Source organism: uncultured Arcobacter sp. (assembly GCF_937982575.1).
Lineage (GTDB): Bacteria > Campylobacterota > Campylobacteria > Campylobacterales > Arcobacteraceae > Arcobacter.
On sequence record NZ_CALJLR010000007.1, the window covers coordinates 63,495 to 85,084 of the forward strand.

Below are 21,590 nucleotides of genomic sequence, written 5' to 3' on the forward strand. Positions count from 1 at the left end.
AAAGGAGGATTTTAAAATGAAAAATAAGTTTTTTACAGATGAAGAAATGATAGGGTGGGGGGAATTAATAACTATTAAGAATTTAATTTCAAATGTTTACCCAAACGGAATAGTATCTATAGTGTCCGACAGTTTTGATTTCTGGAAAGTTGTTGGTGAATATCTTCCAACTCTTAAAGATGATATCATGAAAAGAGATGGAAAAGTTGTTATCAGACCAGATTCAGGAGACCCCGTTGATATTATTTGTGGGATTGATATACCTGATTTTTCTGAGTTTATAACACTTGACCTTGTTAATGATAGTGATGATGGTCATCTTGCAGAACTTATAAAAGATGATATAAGAAATGATGAAGATGGGTTTGAACATGCAGGTACAGTTATTGGTATTTGTAGAGTCAATGAGAAATATTTTGAATATACTGTTAGCATTGATTATTATATTGAAGATGAATGGAGTTCATATCCTAGAAACTATATCAATAATATGGAACTTAGTTCAATTAAAGAAATTAAGCTAACATGTCAGGAGAAAGGACTTATTCAATCCCTTTATGATACTTTTGGTGGTAACAAAAACAGTAATGGTTATATTGAACTTGACGCTCATATTGGTGCTATTTATGGTGATTCTATCACACTTGAAAGATGTGAAAAAATCCTTGAAAGACTCAAAAAGAAGGGATTTGCATCAACAAATATCGTTTTTGGAGTTGGTTCTTATACTTACCAATATAACACCAGAGACACCTTTGGGATGGCTGTAAAAGCTACAAATGTTACTATCGGTGATGAAGAACAAGCAATCTTCAAAGACCCTAAAACAGACAACGGTGTCAAAAAATCCGCTAAAGGTCTTCTTTATGTTCAAAAAGATGAAGAAGGTAAAATAGTTGTTGTGGATGGAGTGAATAGAGAAACAGAAGAATGTTCACTTAACATGCTCAAAACTGTTTTCAAAGATGGTAAACTTATCAGAGATGAAAAGTTTAGTAATATTAGAGAAAGGCTTAGAAATGTTTAATACAGACCCATTTCTAACAAATAGTATGTGTGTAGAAAGGCTACTGCAAGATTATCAGTCACATGGTAATCTTGTGGTTGCTTTTGATTTCGATAACACAGTTTATGACTATCACCATAAGGGTTATAAATTTGATAAACTTTTTGAAATACTTAGAAGGTGTGAACAGGTTGACATGACATTAGTTTGTTATACTGCTAATCCTGATGAAAAATTTATATCTAATTATATACGTGCTATAATAGGATTGAAAAAGTTTAAAATCAATGAATCCCCTGTTGACACTGGTGGTAAAAAGATATATTATAATATACTTTTAGATGATAGGGCGGGGCTTTATTCAGCATACTGTAATTTGAATATGGTTCTAAGCATTATTGAAAAGGAAAGACAAGAAGAGATTCAAAGGAGGGTTTCAAGATGAGTCAAAATAATATTGTACTGAGTGATGTTACATTTAACAAATTTCCTAATGGTGAAGTTGTATTAAATGAAGACGGATTTAATCACATTTTTAATTATAGTGAAGCTTGGGTTGCTGTTGTAGTCGATAAACCAATTGATGATATTGTGACAAAACTATTACAAGTATGTGAATATGTTAAACTTAAAGGATTTAAAATAAGCCTATATTTTCATTATCTTCCATTTGCAAGATATGATAGGAGTATGTCAGAAGTTGATATTAATGCTCTTAAATGGTTTGGTAAACTTATATCAAATATGGTCAACCCAGAGATGGTTTATCTGATTGACCCGCATAGTGATGTTGCTGAAGCTGTATTTGATTGTCCTGTTAACATCATTAAGAAAAAAGAAATATGGGATAGTAGTTTTTTTGGATATAATCCATTCTCACCAACCTCCAACATTGAAAATGATAGATATATAGTTTCACCTGATTTGGGTGCTGTCAAAGAAACGTATGAACTTGCTAAAGAGTTTCAATATAAAAATATTGCTATTGCTACAAAGGTTAGAGAACTTTCAACAGGTAAAATCATTGCATCAGATATAGATGTTAAAGATTTTGAAGGTAAAGATGTTGATGTGTTTGATGACATTTGTGATGGTGGTAGAACCTTTATTGAACTGGCTAAAAAGATGAATAATACTGGTAAGAAAAGACTGTTTATCACACACGGATTCTTTACAAACGCTGAACAGTTTGAAGAGCTTAATAAGCTTTATGATGAAGTTTATTATCTTTATGACTATAGATAAGGAGGAAAAATGACACTACAAGAACAAATACAGAAATCATTGGTAAACGCTCGTAAAGTGAAAGATAGTAATACACTCTCTACAATGCAAGTTGTAGTCGGTGAAATGCAGAGACTACCAAAGAAAGTTTTGAATGATGATGAAGTTATTTCATTACTCAAAAAGATTGTTGCTAATGAGCAAGAGAAGATTGATAAGTATGGTAAAGGTGATGAAAAGTTTATACAGATTATTAATGATTTTATCCCATCAGAATTGCCTGAAGAAGATATAATTGACTGGATTAAAGAAAATATTGATTTTTCTTCACTTAAGAATAAAATGCAAGCTATTGGTATTGTTACAAAAAACTTTGGTTCTCTTGTAGATGGGAAAAAAGTTAAAGAAATTATTGAGAGGTGTTTTAATGTCCAAAATATATAAAGAGATTATTAACACTTGTGGTGAATGTAATGGTTGTATTATGATTGATAAAGGTTATCATGAATGTGAGTATGAAGGGTTTGAAGTGAATCCAGATGAACTTCATAAAGATTGTCCATTAGATGATGAATAATTTTTTTATAATACTATTAACACAATTAGCTTTTGTATTTTTCAGAAATTTAAATATAAAGGCGGTGGCATCAGAAAAACTTTATGCTGTATTAATAACAGGGTTAGGTATACAGCTTACATGGTTGGGTTCTACAACATTAGCTGTAACGGCTACAATCAATCAGGACATATTAACCATAATTGGTTATTTGTTGGGTGGTGCTATAGGTAATTTCATGACTGTGAAAAAATAATAAAAAAGTAGTTGACAGACCTTACATGATGATATATTGTATTTATGTAAGGTCAATTAAACATAAGAGGTTACATTATGAAAGCTAAAGAATTGAAAGCTGAAGTTAAAAAAATCAAAGGTAAGCTTTACGGTACACTGTGCATACAAGATTATGCAACTGTGATAGAAAAATCTAGTTTTATAAAAATGCTAGATGAGTTTTCTGATGATGAGGAAACAAACCTTACAATTATAGAATGGGAAACTGGGCAAAAATGTGTTGACATAGACTATTAAATATATTAAGATTAATTATCAATTCAAAGAGGTTACATTATGAAAGTTACTATTTACAAAAAAGATGAATTTTTCGGAAGCGTTAAAAAGATTGAAGCAAATCTTGTTGAACACGGTCGCATGAAGTATGCACAATACAACAGCGCACCATTCGTTATTGCAAAACCAAAAAGAAAAAGAACTGCTTATAGATGGGTAGAAACTTTTCAACCTTATATGATTATTGTAAAGGGTTGGGATGCTCCTGCTGTTGACAATCCTTTTGTAGTTACTGAAAAGAATGACAGCGTGACAATATCCCGCACAAAATATTCTTCATTTGATGAAAGATATGGAACAGACTTTGATAAAGTTATTGATGCTTGGATAGCTGAAGATGAATCAAGACTTGTTGCTGACTATCGTGATTCATACCAGAAAAAAGAAGTCCAGAGAGTTATCAAACTTGATGTAAAAGCTATTGACAATAAAGGTAATGAATACAGCGTTATTCTTAAGGATGAACCATTTGATGGTACTCCTGAAGAGTGGAAAAGAAAACTTGTACTTAAGATTGAAGACACTCCTGCAAGTTGGTATCTTTTCACAGTGTTCGCAGAAAGTAGAGGGATTATTATCCCTGATGAAATTTCTATCAGTGGAAACGATTGGACTTGTGTAAACATGAGAGAAATCAGACAGGCTGTTAAAGATGTGCTAGGCTCTGAATTCTATGAACAACAAAAAGAAACTAATTAAGAGGTAATTATAATGAATACTTTGGTTACTATAGAGGGTAGAACAAACGGAATAACTGAATTCATTGAAGCCAGTGATATAGACCATTTGAAAAAACTTTCAATCAAAGAAATGATAAGATTAAATCTTTGTTATATATCATTCAAGGCTGATAGTATAGAATATAGATATAATAAAGACTTGAACGAGTGGTTTAAGTATAAAAGAAATAAAAGAATTTAGTGAAGAGGTATTAATATGTTTAGAGCAATTTACAAATTTTTCATGAATAACAGAAGAGCAAAGTTTTATAAGCAATGTATGAGATATGTAACAGAACAGAAAGGTATAAATCCTTATGGAGCTTGGGGTGATACAACACCTATTGATTATGATATATCATTAGTGTTAAAACTTCTTTTCACTCAAAATGATATCATAGCAATTTTAAAACCAGAAGATAATGGTAATTATGAGAGAATATGTGTTTTTTCAAATGGTCAAGCTATAAAATATTGGAATGTTAATAAATGGTATGGTTGGTTTAATAGCTTCACTATATATGATTCTGAAGGAAAGATTATTGTCAGTTTTTCATATCTTAACGATAGAAAAATAATTAAACCTAACGTCCTGAAGATTGTAAAAGAAAAAATAATTAAATTCGTGTAAAAGAGGTATTACAATGACTAAAGAAGAACTAATTGAAAAATAAATTATGTGAGAAGTCTTATTCCACACAACCCACTTTCAGATGCAACTAAATTACAATGCTTTGAATGTAAACATTTATCCTATAAAGAAGGGTTAGTTCAATGCAAATGTCCATCCGAAAGATATTCAGCAATAGTATTCAGGGATGTTATGTGGTATTCTCCAAACGTACATAAGGTTCACAAATATGGTATTTGTTCCAAATATGATGAACTGCCAAAAGAGAAACACGAACTTCTATGGAAAATAATATTCAGTGAAGTCGAAAAATATGAAGTTTATTTAAAAAAGCTGATGAGAGGATATAAATGATAAAAATTAAAGATAAAGAATATACGTTTGAAGACTTTAAAAAATTATCTGAAGAAAAGGATGAATTCTGTATGAAAACTGAAATTGTGGATGGTGAAACATTCTATTCATTTTTCTATAATGTGGCATTTGAGGATACATTTGATTCAGACCTTGCAAGAGAATTCAGAGGGATTGTTTTCAATGATAAGGGTGAATGTGTTGCAAGACCATTTCACAAGTTTTTTAATATCAATGAAAATGAATACACTCATATAAACACATTAAGACAGTATGAGGACGGCTATTTTCTTCCCTGTGACAAGTTAGACGGTTCTTTGATATATCCTATTATGGTTAATGGAAACGTTAAACTCAGGTCAAAGAAATCGTTCTATTCAGATGTTGCTAAGAATGCTCAAAAATATATTGATAACACCGATGATGGTCAAAAACTAATCAGTCATATTAAATCATATTTTAATTGTGGTATGACTCCAATGTTTGAATATATTTCACCAGATAATAGAATTGTGATAAACTATAGAAAAGAGGAACTTAAACTTCTTGCTTGTAGAAATACAATTGATGGTACATATGGCGTTCAATTCAACAATCCAACATTCAAACTGAGTAAACTTGATTCTTTTATTGAAGAAACGAGAGAAAGAGAAGGTATTGAGGGATATGTACTATATCACTATATTGATGGTGAAGTTAGGGATATTCTTAAGATTAAAACAAAGTGGTATCTTGTAAGACATAGACTTAAATCAAATATCCTGTTTAAGAATGTTTTTGACAGTGTTGAAAGTGGTTCAGTTGATGATATTGTATCTATTTATAAATCACTTGAAATGTATGATGAATATAATGAATATAAAACAAAAGTTTCAGTGATTCAGGATAGATTCCATAAGACTTATAAACAGATTAAGAATGTCTATGAGGGTATCTGTGAGACATATCCAGATATTGTTACAGATGACAAAAAATTTGCTTTACTAATTAAGGATATGGGTATAGAATATACAGGATTGATATTCAGCTATAGAAAAGGAATGGATATTACATCAGGTATTTTTAAAATGCTTAGAAGAGTATATAAAAGTGACAAGGAATTGTGGTTGTCATGAGATTGAAATTAAATACTGAAAAAGACCCATTTGACAATCCTAATGTTTATAGTGCAAAAATAATTGATAAAACATTTTTTGCCTTTTTTCCTGTTACTATTGTGGAATATTGGGATAATACTAAATCTGAAACACGTTGGTTTGAGAAAGTTACCGTTAGATATGAGCTTGAAAAAAGATGGTATGATGGAAAATATGTTTATACGGCTATGAAATTTATAGATTAAGGAGGTGTTCTAATGTTTGTATTTGATGATATGCTGAAAGATGTTTTTACTAATAAGGTGTTCAAGGTCAAAGGAATTAATATTAAGAATAATCTGATATACTATAGAGGGTATGATAAAAAGGGTAAACGGATTGAAAGTTGTAATGTTGATAGAGCATATACAGTAATTAATCATTGACAAAATAATTTGATGTTGTTATAGTTTAATAATACTATAAGGAGAGGTTAAAATATGAATAGAAGCAATTATGAAATTATAGAGGATTTTTTGAACTCTGACGAAGGGTTTGAATATGTGAGACAACTTAAAGATGTTGACCACACATACTACAGTTATAAAGATTGGAAAGTGAATAAACATCATTTGGAATGTGATATATTTACACATACAATGATGGTCGTGAATAACGCACTTCAGGATAATGCGCCAATTGAACTTGTTATTGCTGGACTCTTTCATGACTATGGTAAATGTTTTACTAAAGAATTGATTGATGATAAAGAAAGAGCAATGTTTAAGAATCACTGGAATTACAGTACAATAGCTTGTATTGAATATATCAAACTTGATGTGTTTAATTTGAGTCGTTCACAGATTATTGAAGTTCTTAGAATTATTAATAATCATCACTTGATTTATCAGTTTAATAGCAGTGATAATAAGAAGAAAACGGGTAGAAAGGTTTATGAAAAGTTTTATAAGTCTGAATCCACTCTTAGAAAAATTGTGAAGTTTGCTGAATATGACCATTACGGACGTATCACAGATGCGCCTATGGAAATTGCTCATGATGTATACGAAGAGTATATTTTTTCACATTTTAATACTGCTGAAGAAACGAAAGATAAGAATATTCATGCATACAAGAATCTTGTAATTATGAATGTTGGTCTTCCATGTTCTGGTAAATCAACATACACAGAAGATTTTGTGAAACATTATGAATACACAGTCCATGCCAGAGATAATATTATGAGAGATTATTATATAGACAATAATCACATGATTGTTAAAGATGGTTATATGGAAGTTCCAAGTTATAATGTAATATGGGATAGTGTTGACCATGATGCAGTTAATGAAAGATGTGAAGAACTTTACAGAGAGTATATCACAGATGCTAAAAATGTTATCATTGATGAAACAAATCTCAGTTTCAAAACTAGACAGAAGAAGTTTAACAAATTTCCATTGAAATATGGTAGAGTTATGCATGTTTTTATGACCCCTTTGAGTGTTATAAAAGACAGAAATACTGTAAGAAGTAGAACAACTGGTAAAACGATTCCAGAAAATGTTTATTACAATATGCTGTCAAGTTTCCAAATACCATATGACAATGAATATGATTTCATCAATTTTATATGGTGATAGATATGATAAAATTTAACAAAGGTTGTAGACCAAAAGAATCTGGTGAATATATGGTTATATATCGTGGCGATATAAAATATATGAATTATGAAATGCCTGATTATGAATGTAACGGTGCTGAAGTTGGCGATTGGTCAACGGGTGATATAATGAATAGAGATTATTATTGTGCTTATGACATTGAAGGTTATATAAAGATAGAATTTAAAGAGGATTCAAATGAATAAAGACATTATAACAGATATTGACAATTTTATAGATGATGAGTTTGAATTTGCTTGTAAAATAGATTCAAACATTTATGGTATAAAAGATTTCATCAGAGAAGGCATTGAATGTATTGGTAATAACCCAGATGAATTTGATATCAATGAATATAAAGATTATATAGTTGAAAAATTGACAGATATAATAAAAGATGATATAAAGAATCATATTAATGAAACATTTAAGGAGGTATAAGTATGAAAATTAGTTTTATTGAAGAGAAGGGTACAACAAAACACGGATTATTTATAATGAATGGTGAAGAGGTTGAGTTTATCCCAAATAGGGGTGAAATTGTCACATATACTGGAACTGAATACAGGGTTAAAGAAGTAATAACAAATTTTTCCCAACATCCAGTGTTAAACAGAGTATTGAAATAATTCTTAGTAAAAGGGAGGGTGTTATGAAAGTAAGAAAGAAACCTGTTGAAGTAGAGGCTATGCAATGGACGGGTTCACCATCCATAGTATCATTTATTGGTGTTGAAAATTGTACATATAATTCTACACCAGATGGAGATTGTCTTTTAATTAAAACACTTGAGGGTGTTATGAAAGCTGATGTAGGTGATTATATTATTAAAGGTGTTAATGGTGAATTTTATCCGTGTAAGGAAGAAATATTTCTTAAAACATATGATTTTGTTGAAGATGAAGAACCAAAAACAACTAAATCACTTGCTAATACTGATAGCAATGGTGCTAAAAAGAATGTAAAGGACATTCAGTTCTGGGGTGATGGTGATACATTTAAACTTATTTCTAAAGCATCGTCTGAGAATGAAGGGTGGATGAAATCAACAAAGGCTATGCAAGTTGAAGGTATGTTACAGACATCGGTTGTTGTTCAGGTGACAACACAACAAAGAAATCCAGATGGAAGCTATTCTGTTGCTGAAGCAGTCACACACATACCAGATGCTTATATTAAAGAAAAGAAAGATGAATCTGGTGCTGTAATATCCAGAGCAATTAAACATGGGGGAATCTAATGATACAGAAACAAATAGATAAAAGGATTTATTATAAGGTTCAAAGTTGGATTAAATCTATTGAAGATAAAACTCTTAGAACTAGAATTCTGGATAATATTGTTGTATCTGGTGGATGTATTACATCAATGTTACTGGATGAAGAAGTCAATGATTATGATATTTATTTCAAAGATATTAACGTGTTAATTGATGTTGCTAATTATTATTGCAACTATGCTATAACCAAATCATCGGCAAGAAATAAATTCAGAGACCATACAAACAATTATGGTGATAAAAATGACCTTAGAGTAATGATTTATGATTCTGAGAATGATAAAGATATTAAATGGTCTGTTGATAATGATTATGATGAAGGTGTGCATATGTTTTATGGATGTAACTATCATGAACTCAGTGATTTTGACCTTCCACTACAGTACACAGCAGAACCTTTTAAAGATGTTAGATATCAGGTCAAATGTTTTACACCATCATCAGGTATTACAAAGGTAAAATATAATAAGAATATGACTGATAAACCATACAAACCTGTTTGTATAACTGATAATGCTATATCACTTGAAAACGATATACAGCTTATACTTAGGTTTTATGGAAATCCTGAAATAATTATTTCAAACTATGATTATCAGCATACTAAAATGTATTGGACTTATTCAACTGGTGTAGTAATTAACATTGAATCACTTAAATGTGTACTTAATAAAGAACTTAAGTATACGGGTTCAAAATTCCCAATTGCAAGTCTTTTCAGAATGAGAAAATTTATCAAAAGAGGATGGTTTATTAATGTGGGTGAAATCCTTAAAATGGTCTACCAAATAGATAGACTTGACCTTTATGATATTAAGACTATGTATGAACAGCTTGTGGGTGTTGATGTTCTGTATATGAAACCTTTTATTGATGCTATGATGGAATATGCAAGAAAGGGTGAAGACAGATTTGGAATTGACCATCATGAGGTAATCAAAATAATTGATTCTGTATTTGAGAAACGATATATCAATCCTGAAGAAATTTATGAGGATGATTCTGATGGGGAAGATTAAAAATTTACAGATGACTGAATGTTATTATTGTGGTTCATCTGAAATTATTCATCATTGTAATATATGTGGTAAACCTTATTGTATGGAACATGGTGAAGAACCATTTGAAATAGATGATGAAAGGTTTTCAAAATACCTAAATGACTTTATCTGTAATGACTGTCAGGGATGTATTCAGATGATGGAAGATTAATTATGCAGATTGAATAACGCAAATTGCATAAATATTTGATTCACGTTTCACCCTATTCCTTATATTATACATTGTATGATATTTTTTATGGGGTGAAACATTTTTATTTGACAAACATATTTATAAGTGATATAAATATGAAAAATATATAAAGAGAGGTAAGATAATTGTTAGATGATATACAAGTTTTGTCAGATTTAGAACATGTCCTGAAACGTTCATCTCGTTATATTGGTGTTACAACACTAACAGACCAAGACATCTGGTATTATAACATGGGGGATGATTATTTCACATTTCAAAACGTGGAATATATACCAGCATTGATTAAACTGTTTGATGAAGTTATTTCAAACTCAGTTGACGTTGCAATCAAAACTAATTTTGAGTATGCTAATAAAATTGATGTGACTGTTGATGATAATTTTGAAATCATCATTACAGATAATGGATGTGGTCTAAAAACCGATATAGAACCTAAAACTGGACTTCCGATGTCTGTTGTGGCTTTTACATCACTTAGAGCGGGTTCAAAATTTGATGATGATTCAAGTTCAATTGGTCAAAATGGTGAAGGTGTTAGCCTTGTTAATATCTTTTCAAAATCATTTGATGTTGATACATCCAATGGAAAAGAACGTACCATATTATCATGCTCTGATAATCTTTCAAACATGACATATGATATTAAAAAATCTCGTAAGAAATACACCAAAGTATCATTCGTTCCAGACTATAAATTTTTTGGAATAGATGAACTTGATGGTGTTCATATAAATCTTATATACAAGCGTATACTTGATTTATCCGCTTGCTATCCACAAATTACATTTACATACAATGGTAAGAAATTACAGACTAAAACCTTTAAAGACTATGTTAAAATGTATGGAAATGATTTCAAAATATTTGAAACTGAAGATTCAAAATTAGCTATATTACCAACTGATGAATTTCAGTCAGTATCATTTGTCAATGGTATTGAATGTAAGCGTGGTGGCATCCATATACATTATCTTATGGCGAAATTATCTGATGACCTGAGAGAAGTCTTTGGTAAGAAGTATAAAGAAATCAAACCAGCTGATATTAAGAATAAAACATTTGTGATATATGTTATGAATAATGTTATCGCACCAAGATTTGATTCACAGACTAAAGAATATTTGAATGATTTTAATGGTCTTGGAACATACATAGGTGATGTTTATTTTGGCTGTGAGATAGTCGATAAGCTATCTGTATTTAAAGAATATAAGAACAATATTATAGATGCTTATAGGGTTAAAGAAGAGCTTAAAAAGAGAAAAGAGCTTGCTAAAAAGGAAAACTCTATACAAAAAGTTGAAGTCCCAAAACTCGTTGAAGCAAATTCAAAGTTTAGAGAAGATTGTTCACTGTTTATATCTGAAGGTGATTCGGCTGTATCCAGAGCATTATCAGTTAGAGATAAAGAACACCATGCAATTTTCCCACTTAGAGGAAAGTTTATGAATGTCCTTAAAAAAGGTGATACTGATATTATTAAGAATAAAGAGATTCAAAATCTATTATCCATTATGGGATTGAGATTAACAGACCCAGATATTAGTTCATGTAGGTATGGACAAATCAATATCCTTTGTGATGCTGATATTGATGGTCAAAGTATCATTGCTCAATTACTCAATTTCTTTTATAAATATTGGACTGATTTGTTTGAGCAGGGAAAGATAAATATAATACTTAGTCCGTTGATAATAGCTGATACTGTTAACGGAGAAAAAACATATTATACTTATCAAGAGTATATGAATGATAAATCAAATGTTATCAAGATTTTAGAATATAACAAAGGTCTTGGCTCATTGTCAAAAGACCAATACTATGATATTATGCACAATCCAAAATACATAAAAGTAAGTATTGACAATCTTAGTCAATACTCATTAGAATTAGCCTTTGGTAAAGATGCAGAATCAAGAAAATCATGGTTACTTGGTGATAGTGTTTTATACGAATAAAATTTTTATTATATAGGAGGGATTATGCCAGCATATGACGTTAAATGTGCAAACAAAGAATGTGAATATACTAAAGAGTATATTTGTACCCACTCACAATTAGAAACTATTATGGAGTCTGAAAAGTGCCCTGAATGTGGTGCTAATATTGAACGTGATTGGAGAGATAACAAATCAGAATTTAAGATTAATGGATTTAGTTATAAGAATGGTTATGGTAAGGGGGGTAAATTTAAGTGCTAGAACAAAACATATCCAAAGAAATATTTGATAAAAAATATCAATTTAAAGAACATAGAGGAAATGATTATTATAAAGAAACAGAAGCGGGGTTTTATCAAAGACTTGGTAACGGTGTTGATGTTGATGGTATAGAACAAACACTTGCTAATCATGAATCAGCATTTGGTGGGCGCATCATGTATGCGCTTGGAACTGGTAAAGGTTTTACAACACTTTCAAACTGTTTTACAATATCAATTAAAGCAGATTCAATGCAATCTATTATGGACTGTGTTTCTGAAGGCGCATTGATTCTTAAAGCTGGTGGTGGTATTGGAATGAGTTTCTCAATTCTTAGACCAACAGACGCAATACTTACTACAACTGGTGGAAAGTCTTCTGGTGCTGTTTCATTTATGTACATCTTTGATGCAATGTGTGGAACTATAATTAGCGGTGGTTCAAGGCGTGGTGCAATGATGGCAACATTATCTATCTATCACCCTGATATTCTTAGATTTATTGAATGTAAAAGAGATGGAAGTTTAAAAAATTTCAATCTTTCAATTCTTGCATCAGATGAATTTATGGATGCTGTTGATAATGATAAAGATTGGGAATTTATATTTCCTGATGTTACATGTCCTGAGTATAAAGAACAATGGGTATTTGGTAAACTCGGTGGTAATATCAAAGAATGGAGAGATAGAGGACTTCCAATTAAATCATATGGAACAATGAAAGCGAGAGAAATATTCGATAAAATTTCTCTATCAAATTATAACTATGCAGAACCAGCATTAATTTTTATTGATACAGTGAATGAAATGAATACACTTGCTTATACTGGTGAATGGATTGATACAACTAATCCTTGTGGTGAACAACCACTTTACCCATATGGAAGTTGTAATCTAGGTTCTATAAACCTTTCAAAATTTGTAAAGAATCCATTTTCGGATGACTCATATATTGATTATATTGAGATGTCTAAAGTGATTGAAATGATGGTAGAAGGGCTTGATAATATACTTGATAAAAATTGGTATCCATTATCAGAACAATACGAAGAGACTAAAAACAAAAGACAGATAGGTCTTGGTATAACAGGTCTTGGTGATATGCTTGCAAAAATGAAACTAAGATATTCATCACAAGAAGCAAGAAATCTAGTCGAAGGTGTCATGTTTAACATGGTTAACATTGCATATCAAAAGTCAAGTAAAATAGCACGTGATAAAGGTAGTTTTGAACTGTTTGATGTTGATGAATTTTTAAATAATGGTTTTGTGCAAAGTGGTGTTCTGTTAGATGAAACTATTGAAATGATTAAAGAGAATGGTCTTAGAAACAGTCGTGTACTTTCAATCGCACCAACTGGAACAATGAGTCTATTTCTTAATAACTGTAGTTCAGGTATAGAGCCTATTTTCGGGCTTGAATTTGAGAGAAAGATTCGTCAGGATAATGGTGAATTCATTCCAGAAAAGGTTAAAAATTATGCTTGGAAAGAATATACAGATATGTTTGGTGAAACAAATGAAGTCCCTGATTATTTTGAAACAGCACATGAAATAAATCCATTAGACCATGTAAAGATGCAAGCGATTTGTCAGAAATATGTTGATACAGCTATTTCTAAAACTATCAATTGCCCTGAGAATATCAGTATTGGTGCTTTTAAGGATATTTACATGACTGCGTGGATGAGTGGTCTTAAAGGTGTTACATGTTATAGGGATAAATGTTCACTTTCACCAATTCTATCAATTGATGGTGATAAACCTGAACAATCTAAACCAGAAGAAGGTGTTTTAACACATATACCAGTTGAAAAAGAACTGTTTGACCTTGAAGATGCTAAAAGACATATTGTTATATGGAAGGGTATTAAGGTTTATATCAATGTTGTGTTGGATGAGGAAGGATATCCGCTTGAAATATTCAGTCAACTTCCTTATGAGGCTGGTTTCCTTGATATGAATAGTGATGAGTGGAGACAAGATATATTTATGGAAAGAATGTCATACTGGCACACGATTTGTAGACTTATATCACTTTGTCTTAGATATAGCATTGATTTAGAAGAGGTTATGAAACAGCTTAAAAAGTCTTCTTACGCAATGTTTCATCTTGGTAATATACTTCATAGGGTGCTTAAACAATATCCTATTATAGATGAATCTGATGATTCTGAAGAGGAAAAGGAAGAAACTGTGTATGAAATATGTCCATCATGTGGTAAGCAAGCTTACTCTAAACAGGGTGGGTGTGACATATGTTATGAATGTGGTCATAGTAAGTGTAGTTAATATTTACTATTGACATATATTTTTATAAGGTGTAGACTATAAAAATTAAATATAAGCTACACCTTATATTTTTGATATAAGTTTTATAAGGAGGATATTATATGATAACATTTTATTTGGGTGGTGCTATGCGAAACCCTAATAAAGATTTTATGAAACCAGATGAACTTGAGTTTTATAAGGAAGATGTTGAATGGAGAAGTCGTATTAAATTTGTTTGGGGTGGCGTTGATTATAAATTTCTTGACCCATGTGACAAACATAAAGAACTTCATGCTAAAAGGATTCCAGTGACAAACACAATGATTTTTGAATCTGATAATTATGCTATTGAAAAATCTGATGTATGTGTATTCAATATTGAAGCTATGAATGATGGTTATCCGTGTATTGGAACATTACTTGAAATGGGTATGTGTATTAAAGCTGGTAAACCATTTGTAGTCATAACATCAAATAAAGAAGTCATTGAAAAACATCCATTTATAGCAACAAAGGCTTTCATGGTTATTAAAGATTATAATGATTTTGACCCAAGAATATTTGAAGTATAAGGTTATAATATGCTAGCTGAAAACAAATCAATTACGGAAATAATTGATAATGACTACAAAGAGTATTGCAATCACGTGATATATCATAGAGCAATTCCATCTATGATTGATGGGTTTAAACCTGTTCAGAGAAAGATATTTTATGTGATGAGAAGTATTCATGATTTTACAAAGATTGAATCGGTGTCTGGTAAAGTTATTGACAAGGCTAATTATGAACATGGTGGTACATCAGTTTCAGAAGCTTTAACAAAGATGACACAAGATTTTTGTGGTTCAAACAATATACCTTACTTCATTGGTAAGGGTAGTTTTGGTTCTCAAATCATTCCTAATGGTTATGCATCACCACGATATATATTTTCAAAGTATAATAAGTTTATGGATTATATATATCTGGATAATGCTATACTAGAACAGTCTGATAATATTGAGAACCCAGAACCAAAACATTATTATCCGATTATTCCAATGGTTCTTGTGAATGGTGCTAAAGGTATTGCTGTTGGATTTGCAACAAACATATCAAACTATAATCCTAAAGACATCATAAAGTATATTCAAGATGATTTAACGGGTGTGAGATACAAAGAACCTCTCAAACCATATTATAATGATTTCAAAGGTGATATTGATAAGTATACCTGCTATGGAGAATGTGAAATTATCAACACAACAACAATCAGAGTAACAGAATTACCAATCGGTATAACCAGAGAACAGTATATTGAATATCTTTATAAACTTGTCAACAAAAAAGAAATAGAAGATTTCACAGATAATTCAGATGATAAATGGGATATAACTATTAAAGTCAAAAGAGCTACTCTTGCTGATACCGATTTTAATATATATGACAAACTCAAATTATCAGCTAACGTGAATGAAAATATTACTGTTATTGATGAGAATGGGGAAATCAAAGTATACAATTGTGTTGAAGATTTGATTAGAGACTTTGTTGATTTTAGAATTCAGATATACTATAAGCGCATAGAATATATGTTAAAAGTCATTCAGGAAAAGATTGATAGACTTGACACGCATATGCTGGGTATTGAAAACATACCATCTGATTTTATTAATATGACTGACAAACAAATCAGGTCACATTATAAATCTTGTGGTATGAATGAAGACCAGATTGATTTTGTTATGGGGTTATCAATTAGTAGACTTAATAAAACATACATAGCAAAAATCAAAAAGGATAAAACTGAACTTCGAAAAGAGTATAAATATTATAAAGAAGTTGATGCAACTGATTTGTATCTGGCTGATTTAAATATACTTTTGGAGAAGTTAAATGGCATACAATAAGTATTCATTGGTTCATGTTACTGTAGATAAGAAAGATTATAAAATGTTTAAAAGGTATATTGATGTTGTTTTTGAAGATGCGAGAGATAAAGACGATATACTCGTTGGCAATCAAAGCATACTCATTGACACCACATATCTATTTGAACTGAATGGTGGGCATTGTTTTTACAATCAAGGAACACCAATGAAAAAATCTATTGTGAACATAATGGATAAAATGAATGAACTATATGAACAGTTTAAAAACGATTATTTTTTGATTTATATTTAATGAGGGATAAATGAATAAAAGAAAATATGAAAGTGTATATGAAGATTATATTGAATTGCTTGACAGTGGTATATGCCCACAAGATGCAATAATCCAATTATCAGAAGATTATGATTGTGCATTAACCACAATTCAAAGAGATATTAGAAGAGCAAAATCCGCAATCGAAGCTAAAGAGTATTCTGAACAGGCTGAAGAAGATGGTCATTTTGTAAAGGCTAAATCAACTCTTTATAAAGATGGTCAAAAGGTTCTTGAATGGGTTAAAACAGACATCAACAAAGATATACTCCATCAGAAGGTTCAAAAAGCTATTAAAGAGCTTATACAAGAAGCTGAAGGTATTTATGAACCCATTCCATATGAATTTAAAGAACCAGCTAATAAAGATTTGACAGTATTCTTTCCAATAGCAGACTCACATTGGGGTATGCTTGCACATGCTGAAGAAACAGGTCAAGATTATGATTTAAAAATTGCTGAAGAGTGGTTTGAAAAGGCTACAAACTATCTCATTGAAACATCACCAAACGCACAAGAGTGTGTTATATGTGATTTAGGAGACTTCTTACATAGTTCTAACGATGAAAACAGAAGTCGTAGTGGTCATGCCCTTGATACAGATAGCCGTCATCATAAAACGGTTAAAACGGCTTTTAAATGCATGGTAAGACTATGTGATAAACTACTTAAGAAATATGAAAAGGTTCATTTCTATTCTGTTGCTGGTAATCACTCAGAATATGCTAACATCTATTTACAATCATATATATCAGCTTGGTTTAATAAAGAAGATAGACTGATTGTTCATGAATCACCAGCAATGCAACAATATCACAGAGTTGGTAAAGTTATACTTGGTTTTACACATGGTCATATGTTGAAAGCTAATAGGGCTGGTGAAACATTTGCATTTGATAATCAAGAGTATTTCAGTGAGTCAAAGTTTAGATATTTTCACTTTGGACATGAGCATACTAATAAAACGTTTGAGAGTCCTATTTGTGTTGTTGAACACCATAAAAATTTGACACCAAATGATAGTTGGTCGGCTAGTCAAGGATACAGAGGGTATGGTGAAGTTAAAGCGATTTTATACAATTCAAATTATGGTGAAATAGGTAGAATTATATTTAATACACAGATGCTTAACATGGGGGATTGATGTTATGGGTGGAGTGGATGAATTTTAAAAGTGGGATTTATTCCCACTTTTTTCATTTTAAGGCTTGACAACATATATAAAGTGTATTATCTTTATTATGTAAGGCTAATTAATAAATATGAGGTTTGACTATGCTGAAATCTGAAATTAAAGAGCTTAAAGACAAGTACAACAGAGCATTCGAAAAAGAGATGAGAGAACATAGAAATGTTCTTAGAAGTTTTGAATTACCTGAAGAGCTTCAGTTTAATGATATAATACAGGATGTCTATTACACATCACCAGCACTTCACACAACTAATTCTTATATCAAGCGTATAGAAAAGATGATAAAAGAAATCTCGTATGAGCCTATTGTTGAAGCTGGTAAAGCTATGAAAGCAATTGCTGAAGAATATGGTCAGGTTAATGAAGAAATCAAAAACATACCAGTGACAACAAAGAGACCTAAAGTTGACCCACTCGCAGAATACAGGGTAACACCACACATTGTTAGAGATAAAAGAGTGATACTCAAACAAGTTGCTAGTAAATTCAAAGTTGCTGTTGGAATGTATGGTTCTAAAACTCACAAAGGAAGTGGATATGTTTGTACAATGGATGATGGTTCTATAGAATACATAGTCAGCATAAGTTGTGGTTCTCAGAAGTTTCTTGATACCATGATTGAGTCGGCACTCTATGTGCTTCCAGATGACTATCCAGTTACTTGTGAGAAATGTTTAAAGAAATAATTATGAGGGGTTAACACCCCTCAATTTTTAAGGAGGTTTTATGAATTTTATGGATGTATTAATGGTGGTAGGGATTATGTGTCTTATTTGGCATTACAAACTCAATTATGGGTTTATCCTGAACGGTAAAATTAAGAACACATTTAAATCATTTTATGATGTTGAGGTCATTGCGTTGGATGGTATGAAACTTGAAAATGCCAAAGTGGTTTTTGATGAATGTAAAATTGACATTGATGATGTTATTACTGAACATGATTCAAAACTATGTATTTTCAATAGTTATGTTAATTGCAAAGGTATAATACCTTATAATTCTGTATTACAGGTTGAGAATGATTCAATCAATACTAATGGTGGAAATGCACTTCATTGTGATAATAATTCTATCATTAAAGCAGAGAATTCAATTTTCGAATGTGGTAAAGAAGATAATGATGCCTGTGGAATTTACTATGGTGATGCTAAATTTATTTATATCACGGGATGTCATTTTAATGGGTATGATATGGGGATGATTTTCCCAGCTAGAACAAAGAATATACAATCTAAAATTGACTCTATCAAAAAGAGTGAAATTGAATTGAGAGAAGACGAAAATGGACAAAAAACGTGCTATTATTTTGATTGATGGTAAAATGGCTTTACCAAAAGAATTGCTTACTGAGATTGCAACTAAAAATGTTGTGCATGATGCATATGACCATGAAGTTGTAAAACATTACGGACGTAAGAAATATGTTAAAGCAGACTCTAAAAAATATAGCAAGAAAAGAAGGTTTAGAAACTATCAAAAAGATAAATAATAAAAAGAATTATTTTAAGGAGAATTATTTTAATGAAGAAAGTAAGAGATATTATTAAAGAAGCTAATATGAGTTCAGTTGTTGCTAAAGGACAAGTTTTTTATATTGGTAACAGCGTTCTTATGAATGTTGATGGTCAAACAGTAAAAATGATTATTGATTCTATCACTGATGCTGGTGTTGTACTTAAAAACACTCAAACTGGTTCAATGGTAACAATGTCTAACATGGATTTCGCTGACAAACTTCAATCTGGTATGGATGGAACTGTTTCAGAAGAAAAAGATATGGAAGATGAAGAAGACGATGAAGATGGTGAAGGTATGAAAGATAAAGAAGAAGAGATGGACTAATGAAAATCACAGATTTTAAGAATCTATTTCTTGAAATGTCTGATGAAGGTTCTGATATAAGCCCTGAAGATTATGCTGATGAACTTCACATGCTTATATATGAATTCATGTCTGACCTTGATGAAACTAATTTACCTGAAGAGCAACAGGATATGTATTATGAAATAATGGATGGTCTCGGTGATTATCTGGATGTTGTTGACGGTGAAGAAGATGATGAAGAGGACATGGAAGAAGCTGTTGCGCCTCGTAAAAATCGTATATCCAGAAAAGATTGGATACAACGTAAAAAAGAATATCGTAAGCATAAAAACAAAATTAAGCTTCAACAAAAGCGATATAGAAAGACAACTTCTTACAAAAAATATCAGAAAAAGGCTAAGAGACTTTCAAAGATAGGTAAGACAAGTACAGGAAAGAGACAAACAACAAGGATTAGAACATAATAACTGATAAGTGGACAAAAGGAATGTATAGGAACATTGCCAGCGTAGCAAAAGAAAAAACCTAAGAAGAGTGTCGTAATGCTTCAGACAGCTTAAATTGATATTTAAGTAATGATTAGTTATTATGAAAGTTATTCCCCTTTCAAACAGCGGTACACTGATAAAGTACGTCAGCCCTGAAAGGGGTTTTGTTTTTCTTATTGACAAATATAATTAGATAAGTTATATTATGGGTATATAATTATGAAGGAGGTTTATAATATGGAAATTAAATTTTTAGGTTCTGGTGGCGGGCTTGTTTCACCAGATGTCAATTATCATTCAAATATGGTGGTAACATTTGATAATGGTTATAAACTGTTAATTGATGCTGGAACACATATACAGTTTTCACTTGCTGAAGCTGGTATTAAACCAGAAGATATTGATGGTATTGCAATCACACATCAACACGCAGACCATGTAGGTGGTCTTGAATGGCTCGCATTCTATAATAAGTTTATGGTGAACAGAGATGAAAAGTTACACCTGTTTTATGGTGAAAGAAGAGCTGGTGGCTATCCATCAGAAGCTTTAAGTGAACTTTGGGAAACCACCCTTAAAGGTGGGTTGGAAATTCTAAACAAATCAAAAGTCACCATTAAAGAATATTTTGACATTTATAAAAGTTTGGGTGGTGTGAGATTTATCCCAAATAATCATTTAGAATATACGACAAAGGTTAATACCCATAACAAACTTGCACAAGATATTAAATCTTATGCGTTTTCATTCTCATTACTTCTTGAGAATGTGTTTATTTCTGGTGATGCTAAATATCCAACTGAACAGATGTTAAACATTATGCAACAAGTAGACACGGTTTTCTATGATTGTGAGTTTGCTAATTATGAAGGTTCTGTTCATGCTCAATATCATGAACTCAAACAATTACCAGATGACATCAAATCAAAAATGTATCTGTACCATCACAATCTAACCAACAAAGATATTGATGATGCAATGAATACATTTGTTAAAGAAGCTGGATTTGCTGGTATAGTTAAAAAAGGTGATACTTTTACAGTATAAACAAAAAGTTAATTGAATTAACAGATATAATATGAT

Annotated in this window: 32 protein-coding genes; all 32 read left to right on the forward strand. The window is 31.0% G+C overall.

Translation table 11 applies throughout. The features are described 5' to 3' along the window. Positions 1-16 precede the first annotated feature (16 nt). Entirely contained in the window at positions 17-1,027 is a 1,011-nt protein-coding gene (locus Q0617_RS07290) for a hypothetical protein (protein WP_298751976.1), read from the forward strand. Beyond that, on the forward strand, positions 1,020-1,451 hold the full coding sequence (locus Q0617_RS07295; RefSeq protein ID WP_298751977.1) for a hypothetical protein: 432 nt from the start codon (positions 1,020-1,022) through the stop codon (positions 1,449-1,451). Before Q0617_RS07290 ends, Q0617_RS07295 begins: the two co-directional genes overlap by 8 nt. After that, positions 1,448-2,251 (forward strand): hypothetical protein, encoded by an 804-nt coding sequence (locus Q0617_RS07300; protein WP_298751979.1) that lies wholly within the window; start codon positions 1,448-1,450, stop codon positions 2,249-2,251. Before Q0617_RS07295 ends, Q0617_RS07300 begins: the two co-directional genes overlap by 4 nt. Before the next feature lie 9 nt (positions 2,252-2,260). Continuing rightward, on the forward strand, positions 2,261-2,674 hold the full coding sequence (locus Q0617_RS07305) for a GatB/YqeY domain-containing protein (RefSeq protein WP_298751981.1): 414 nt from the start codon (positions 2,261-2,263) through the stop codon (positions 2,672-2,674). Continuing rightward, positions 2,658-2,807, forward strand: a complete 150-nt coding sequence (locus Q0617_RS07310; protein WP_298751983.1) for a hypothetical protein — start codon at positions 2,658-2,660, stop codon at positions 2,805-2,807. Before Q0617_RS07305 ends, Q0617_RS07310 begins: the two co-directional genes overlap by 17 nt. Beyond that, positions 2,797-3,042, forward strand: a complete 246-nt coding sequence (locus tag Q0617_RS07315) for a hypothetical protein (RefSeq protein ID WP_298751984.1) — start codon at positions 2,797-2,799, stop codon at positions 3,040-3,042. The genes Q0617_RS07310 and Q0617_RS07315 overlap by 11 nt, the downstream gene beginning before the upstream one ends. A gap of 77 nt (positions 3,043-3,119) precedes the next feature. After that, positions 3,120-3,320, forward strand: a complete 201-nt coding sequence (locus Q0617_RS07320; protein WP_298751985.1) for a hypothetical protein — start codon at positions 3,120-3,122, stop codon at positions 3,318-3,320. A 39-nt stretch (positions 3,321-3,359) separates the two neighbouring features. Further along, a complete protein-coding gene (locus Q0617_RS07325; RefSeq protein WP_298751988.1) occupies positions 3,360-4,058 on the forward strand; it encodes a hypothetical protein in 699 nt (232 codons plus the stop codon). A 12-nt stretch (positions 4,059-4,070) separates the two neighbouring features. After that, the gene (locus Q0617_RS07330; protein WP_298751991.1) at positions 4,071-4,280 is read left to right on the forward strand and encodes a hypothetical protein; all 210 of its coding nucleotides are present in this window, start codon (positions 4,071-4,073) and stop codon (positions 4,278-4,280) included. Positions 4,281-4,295: 15 nt separating this feature from the next. Further along, a complete protein-coding gene (locus Q0617_RS07335; protein ID WP_298751992.1) occupies positions 4,296-4,709 on the forward strand; it encodes a hypothetical protein in 414 nt (137 codons plus the stop codon). 425 nt (positions 4,710-5,134) lie between these two features. Continuing rightward, positions 5,135-6,178: an RNA ligase gene (locus tag Q0617_RS07340; RefSeq protein ID WP_298751994.1), complete on the forward strand. Its 1,044-nt coding sequence runs from the start codon at positions 5,135-5,137 to the stop codon at positions 6,176-6,178. Next, on the forward strand, positions 6,175-6,405 hold the full coding sequence (locus Q0617_RS07345) for a hypothetical protein (protein ID WP_298751996.1): 231 nt from the start codon (positions 6,175-6,177) through the stop codon (positions 6,403-6,405). Before Q0617_RS07340 ends, Q0617_RS07345 begins: the two co-directional genes overlap by 4 nt. Positions 6,406-6,639: 234 nt before the next feature. After that, positions 6,640-7,779 carry an AAA family ATPase gene (locus Q0617_RS07350; RefSeq protein ID WP_298751998.1) on the forward strand — a complete coding sequence of 380 codons (1,140 nt, stop codon included), beginning with the start codon at positions 6,640-6,642 and terminating at the stop codon, positions 7,777-7,779. 5 nt (positions 7,780-7,784) lie between these two features. Further along, positions 7,785-8,009, forward strand: coding sequence for a hypothetical protein (locus Q0617_RS07355; RefSeq protein WP_298752000.1), 225 nt, complete (start codon positions 7,785-7,787; stop codon positions 8,007-8,009). Then, a complete protein-coding gene (locus tag Q0617_RS07360) occupies positions 8,002-8,244 on the forward strand; it encodes a hypothetical protein (RefSeq protein WP_298752002.1) in 243 nt (80 codons plus the stop codon). Before Q0617_RS07355 ends, Q0617_RS07360 begins: the two co-directional genes overlap by 8 nt. A 2-nt stretch (positions 8,245-8,246) precedes the next feature. Next, positions 8,247-8,432, forward strand: coding sequence for a hypothetical protein (locus Q0617_RS07365; protein WP_298752004.1), 186 nt, complete (start codon positions 8,247-8,249; stop codon positions 8,430-8,432). A 23-nt stretch (positions 8,433-8,455) separates the two neighbouring features. Next, positions 8,456-9,043, forward strand: coding sequence for a hypothetical protein (locus Q0617_RS07370; RefSeq protein WP_298752007.1), 588 nt, complete (start codon positions 8,456-8,458; stop codon positions 9,041-9,043). Continuing rightward, a complete protein-coding gene (locus Q0617_RS07375) occupies positions 9,043-10,101 on the forward strand; it encodes a hypothetical protein (protein WP_298752009.1) in 1,059 nt (352 codons plus the stop codon). Before Q0617_RS07370 ends, Q0617_RS07375 begins: the two co-directional genes overlap by 1 nt. Continuing rightward, positions 10,088-10,294: a hypothetical protein gene (locus tag Q0617_RS07380; protein ID WP_298752011.1), complete on the forward strand. Its 207-nt coding sequence runs from the start codon at positions 10,088-10,090 to the stop codon at positions 10,292-10,294. Before Q0617_RS07375 ends, Q0617_RS07380 begins: the two co-directional genes overlap by 14 nt. A gap of 167 nt (positions 10,295-10,461) precedes the next feature. Continuing rightward, entirely contained in the window at positions 10,462-12,297 is a 1,836-nt protein-coding gene (locus Q0617_RS07385; protein WP_298752013.1) for a toprim domain-containing protein, read from the forward strand. 24 nt (positions 12,298-12,321) lie between these two features. Next, positions 12,322-12,540, forward strand: coding sequence for a hypothetical protein (locus Q0617_RS07390; RefSeq protein WP_298752015.1), 219 nt, complete (start codon positions 12,322-12,324; stop codon positions 12,538-12,540). Next, positions 12,534-14,831, forward strand: a complete 2,298-nt coding sequence (locus tag Q0617_RS07395; RefSeq protein WP_298752016.1) for an adenosylcobalamin-dependent ribonucleoside-diphosphate reductase — start codon at positions 12,534-12,536, stop codon at positions 14,829-14,831. The genes Q0617_RS07390 and Q0617_RS07395 overlap by 7 nt, the downstream gene beginning before the upstream one ends. Positions 14,832-14,932: 101 nt before the next feature. Beyond that, positions 14,933-15,385: a nucleoside 2-deoxyribosyltransferase gene (locus Q0617_RS07400; RefSeq protein WP_298752018.1), complete on the forward strand. Its 453-nt coding sequence runs from the start codon at positions 14,933-14,935 to the stop codon at positions 15,383-15,385. 9 nt (positions 15,386-15,394) lie between these two features. Further along, positions 15,395-16,705 (forward strand): DNA gyrase subunit A, encoded by a 1,311-nt coding sequence (locus tag Q0617_RS07405; protein ID WP_298752020.1) that lies wholly within the window; start codon positions 15,395-15,397, stop codon positions 16,703-16,705. After that, positions 16,692-16,979: a hypothetical protein gene (locus tag Q0617_RS07410; protein ID WP_298752023.1), complete on the forward strand. Its 288-nt coding sequence runs from the start codon at positions 16,692-16,694 to the stop codon at positions 16,977-16,979. Before Q0617_RS07405 ends, Q0617_RS07410 begins: the two co-directional genes overlap by 14 nt. A 10-nt stretch (positions 16,980-16,989) precedes the next feature. Further along, entirely contained in the window at positions 16,990-18,144 is a 1,155-nt protein-coding gene (locus tag Q0617_RS07415; RefSeq protein WP_298752025.1) for a hypothetical protein, read from the forward strand. A gap of 131 nt (positions 18,145-18,275) precedes the next feature. Further along, entirely contained in the window at positions 18,276-18,878 is a 603-nt protein-coding gene (locus tag Q0617_RS07420; RefSeq protein ID WP_298752027.1) for a hypothetical protein, read from the forward strand. A 175-nt stretch (positions 18,879-19,053) separates the two neighbouring features. Beyond that, entirely contained in the window at positions 19,054-19,509 is a 456-nt protein-coding gene (locus Q0617_RS07425; protein WP_298752029.1) for a hypothetical protein, read from the forward strand. After that, entirely contained in the window at positions 19,478-19,684 is a 207-nt protein-coding gene (locus tag Q0617_RS07430) for a hypothetical protein (protein ID WP_298752031.1), read from the forward strand. Before Q0617_RS07425 ends, Q0617_RS07430 begins: the two co-directional genes overlap by 32 nt. Before the next feature lie 32 nt (positions 19,685-19,716). Next, on the forward strand, positions 19,717-20,037 hold the full coding sequence (locus Q0617_RS07435) for a hypothetical protein (RefSeq protein WP_298752033.1): 321 nt from the start codon (positions 19,717-19,719) through the stop codon (positions 20,035-20,037). Further along, positions 20,037-20,483 carry a hypothetical protein gene (locus tag Q0617_RS07440; RefSeq protein ID WP_298752035.1) on the forward strand — a complete coding sequence of 149 codons (447 nt, stop codon included), beginning with the start codon at positions 20,037-20,039 and terminating at the stop codon, positions 20,481-20,483. Before Q0617_RS07435 ends, Q0617_RS07440 begins: the two co-directional genes overlap by 1 nt. Positions 20,484-20,726: 243 nt before the next feature. After that, a complete protein-coding gene (locus Q0617_RS07445; protein ID WP_298752037.1) occupies positions 20,727-21,554 on the forward strand; it encodes an MBL fold metallo-hydrolase in 828 nt (275 codons plus the stop codon). Positions 21,555-21,590 lie beyond the last annotated feature (36 nt).

What these genes read in the sequence shown, in the direction of transcription:
- Q0617_RS07290 (WP_298751976.1), top strand. Translation starts at nt 17, where the DNA reads ATGAAAAATAAGTTTTTTACAGATGAAGAAATGATAGGGTGGGGGGAA.
- Q0617_RS07295 (WP_298751977.1), top strand. Translation starts at nt 1,020, where the DNA reads ATGTTTAATACAGACCCATTTCTAACAAATAGTATGTGTGTAGAAAGG.
- Q0617_RS07300 (WP_298751979.1), top strand. Translation starts at nt 1,448, where the DNA reads ATGAGTCAAAATAATATTGTACTGAGTGATGTTACATTTAACAAATTT.
- Q0617_RS07305 (WP_298751981.1), top strand. Translation starts at nt 2,261, where the DNA reads ATGACACTACAAGAACAAATACAGAAATCATTGGTAAACGCTCGTAAA.
- Q0617_RS07310 (WP_298751983.1), top strand. Translation starts at nt 2,658, where the DNA reads ATGTCCAAAATATATAAAGAGATTATTAACACTTGTGGTGAATGTAAT.
- Q0617_RS07315 (WP_298751984.1), top strand. Translation starts at nt 2,797, where the DNA reads ATGATGAATAATTTTTTTATAATACTATTAACACAATTAGCTTTTGTA.
- Q0617_RS07320 (WP_298751985.1), top strand. Translation starts at nt 3,120, where the DNA reads ATGAAAGCTAAAGAATTGAAAGCTGAAGTTAAAAAAATCAAAGGTAAG.
- Q0617_RS07325 (WP_298751988.1), top strand. Translation starts at nt 3,360, where the DNA reads ATGAAAGTTACTATTTACAAAAAAGATGAATTTTTCGGAAGCGTTAAA.
- Q0617_RS07330 (WP_298751991.1), top strand. Translation starts at nt 4,071, where the DNA reads ATGAATACTTTGGTTACTATAGAGGGTAGAACAAACGGAATAACTGAA.
- Q0617_RS07335 (WP_298751992.1), top strand. Translation starts at nt 4,296, where the DNA reads ATGTTTAGAGCAATTTACAAATTTTTCATGAATAACAGAAGAGCAAAG.
- Q0617_RS07340 (WP_298751994.1), top strand. Translation starts at nt 5,135, where the DNA reads ATGAAAACTGAAATTGTGGATGGTGAAACATTCTATTCATTTTTCTAT.
- Q0617_RS07345 (WP_298751996.1), top strand. Translation starts at nt 6,175, where the DNA reads ATGAGATTGAAATTAAATACTGAAAAAGACCCATTTGACAATCCTAAT.
- Q0617_RS07350 (WP_298751998.1), top strand. Translation starts at nt 6,640, where the DNA reads ATGAATAGAAGCAATTATGAAATTATAGAGGATTTTTTGAACTCTGAC.
- Q0617_RS07355 (WP_298752000.1), top strand. Translation starts at nt 7,785, where the DNA reads ATGATAAAATTTAACAAAGGTTGTAGACCAAAAGAATCTGGTGAATAT.
- Q0617_RS07360 (WP_298752002.1), top strand. Translation starts at nt 8,002, where the DNA reads ATGAATAAAGACATTATAACAGATATTGACAATTTTATAGATGATGAG.
- Q0617_RS07365 (WP_298752004.1), top strand. Translation starts at nt 8,247, where the DNA reads ATGAAAATTAGTTTTATTGAAGAGAAGGGTACAACAAAACACGGATTA.
- Q0617_RS07370 (WP_298752007.1), top strand. Translation starts at nt 8,456, where the DNA reads ATGAAAGTAAGAAAGAAACCTGTTGAAGTAGAGGCTATGCAATGGACG.
- Q0617_RS07375 (WP_298752009.1), top strand. Translation starts at nt 9,043, where the DNA reads ATGATACAGAAACAAATAGATAAAAGGATTTATTATAAGGTTCAAAGT.
- Q0617_RS07380 (WP_298752011.1), top strand. Translation starts at nt 10,088, where the DNA reads ATGGGGAAGATTAAAAATTTACAGATGACTGAATGTTATTATTGTGGT.
- Q0617_RS07390 (WP_298752015.1), top strand. Translation starts at nt 12,322, where the DNA reads ATGCCAGCATATGACGTTAAATGTGCAAACAAAGAATGTGAATATACT.
- Q0617_RS07400 (WP_298752018.1), top strand. Translation starts at nt 14,933, where the DNA reads ATGATAACATTTTATTTGGGTGGTGCTATGCGAAACCCTAATAAAGAT.
- Q0617_RS07405 (WP_298752020.1), top strand. Translation starts at nt 15,395, where the DNA reads ATGCTAGCTGAAAACAAATCAATTACGGAAATAATTGATAATGACTAC.
- Q0617_RS07410 (WP_298752023.1), top strand. Translation starts at nt 16,692, where the DNA reads ATGGCATACAATAAGTATTCATTGGTTCATGTTACTGTAGATAAGAAA.
- Q0617_RS07415 (WP_298752025.1), top strand. Translation starts at nt 16,990, where the DNA reads ATGAATAAAAGAAAATATGAAAGTGTATATGAAGATTATATTGAATTG.
- Q0617_RS07420 (WP_298752027.1), top strand. Translation starts at nt 18,276, where the DNA reads ATGCTGAAATCTGAAATTAAAGAGCTTAAAGACAAGTACAACAGAGCA.
- Q0617_RS07430 (WP_298752031.1), top strand. Translation starts at nt 19,478, where the DNA reads ATGGACAAAAAACGTGCTATTATTTTGATTGATGGTAAAATGGCTTTA.
- Q0617_RS07435 (WP_298752033.1), top strand. Translation starts at nt 19,717, where the DNA reads ATGAAGAAAGTAAGAGATATTATTAAAGAAGCTAATATGAGTTCAGTT.
- Q0617_RS07440 (WP_298752035.1), top strand. Translation starts at nt 20,037, where the DNA reads ATGAAAATCACAGATTTTAAGAATCTATTTCTTGAAATGTCTGATGAA.
- Q0617_RS07445 (WP_298752037.1), top strand. Translation starts at nt 20,727, where the DNA reads ATGAAGGAGGTTTATAATATGGAAATTAAATTTTTAGGTTCTGGTGGC.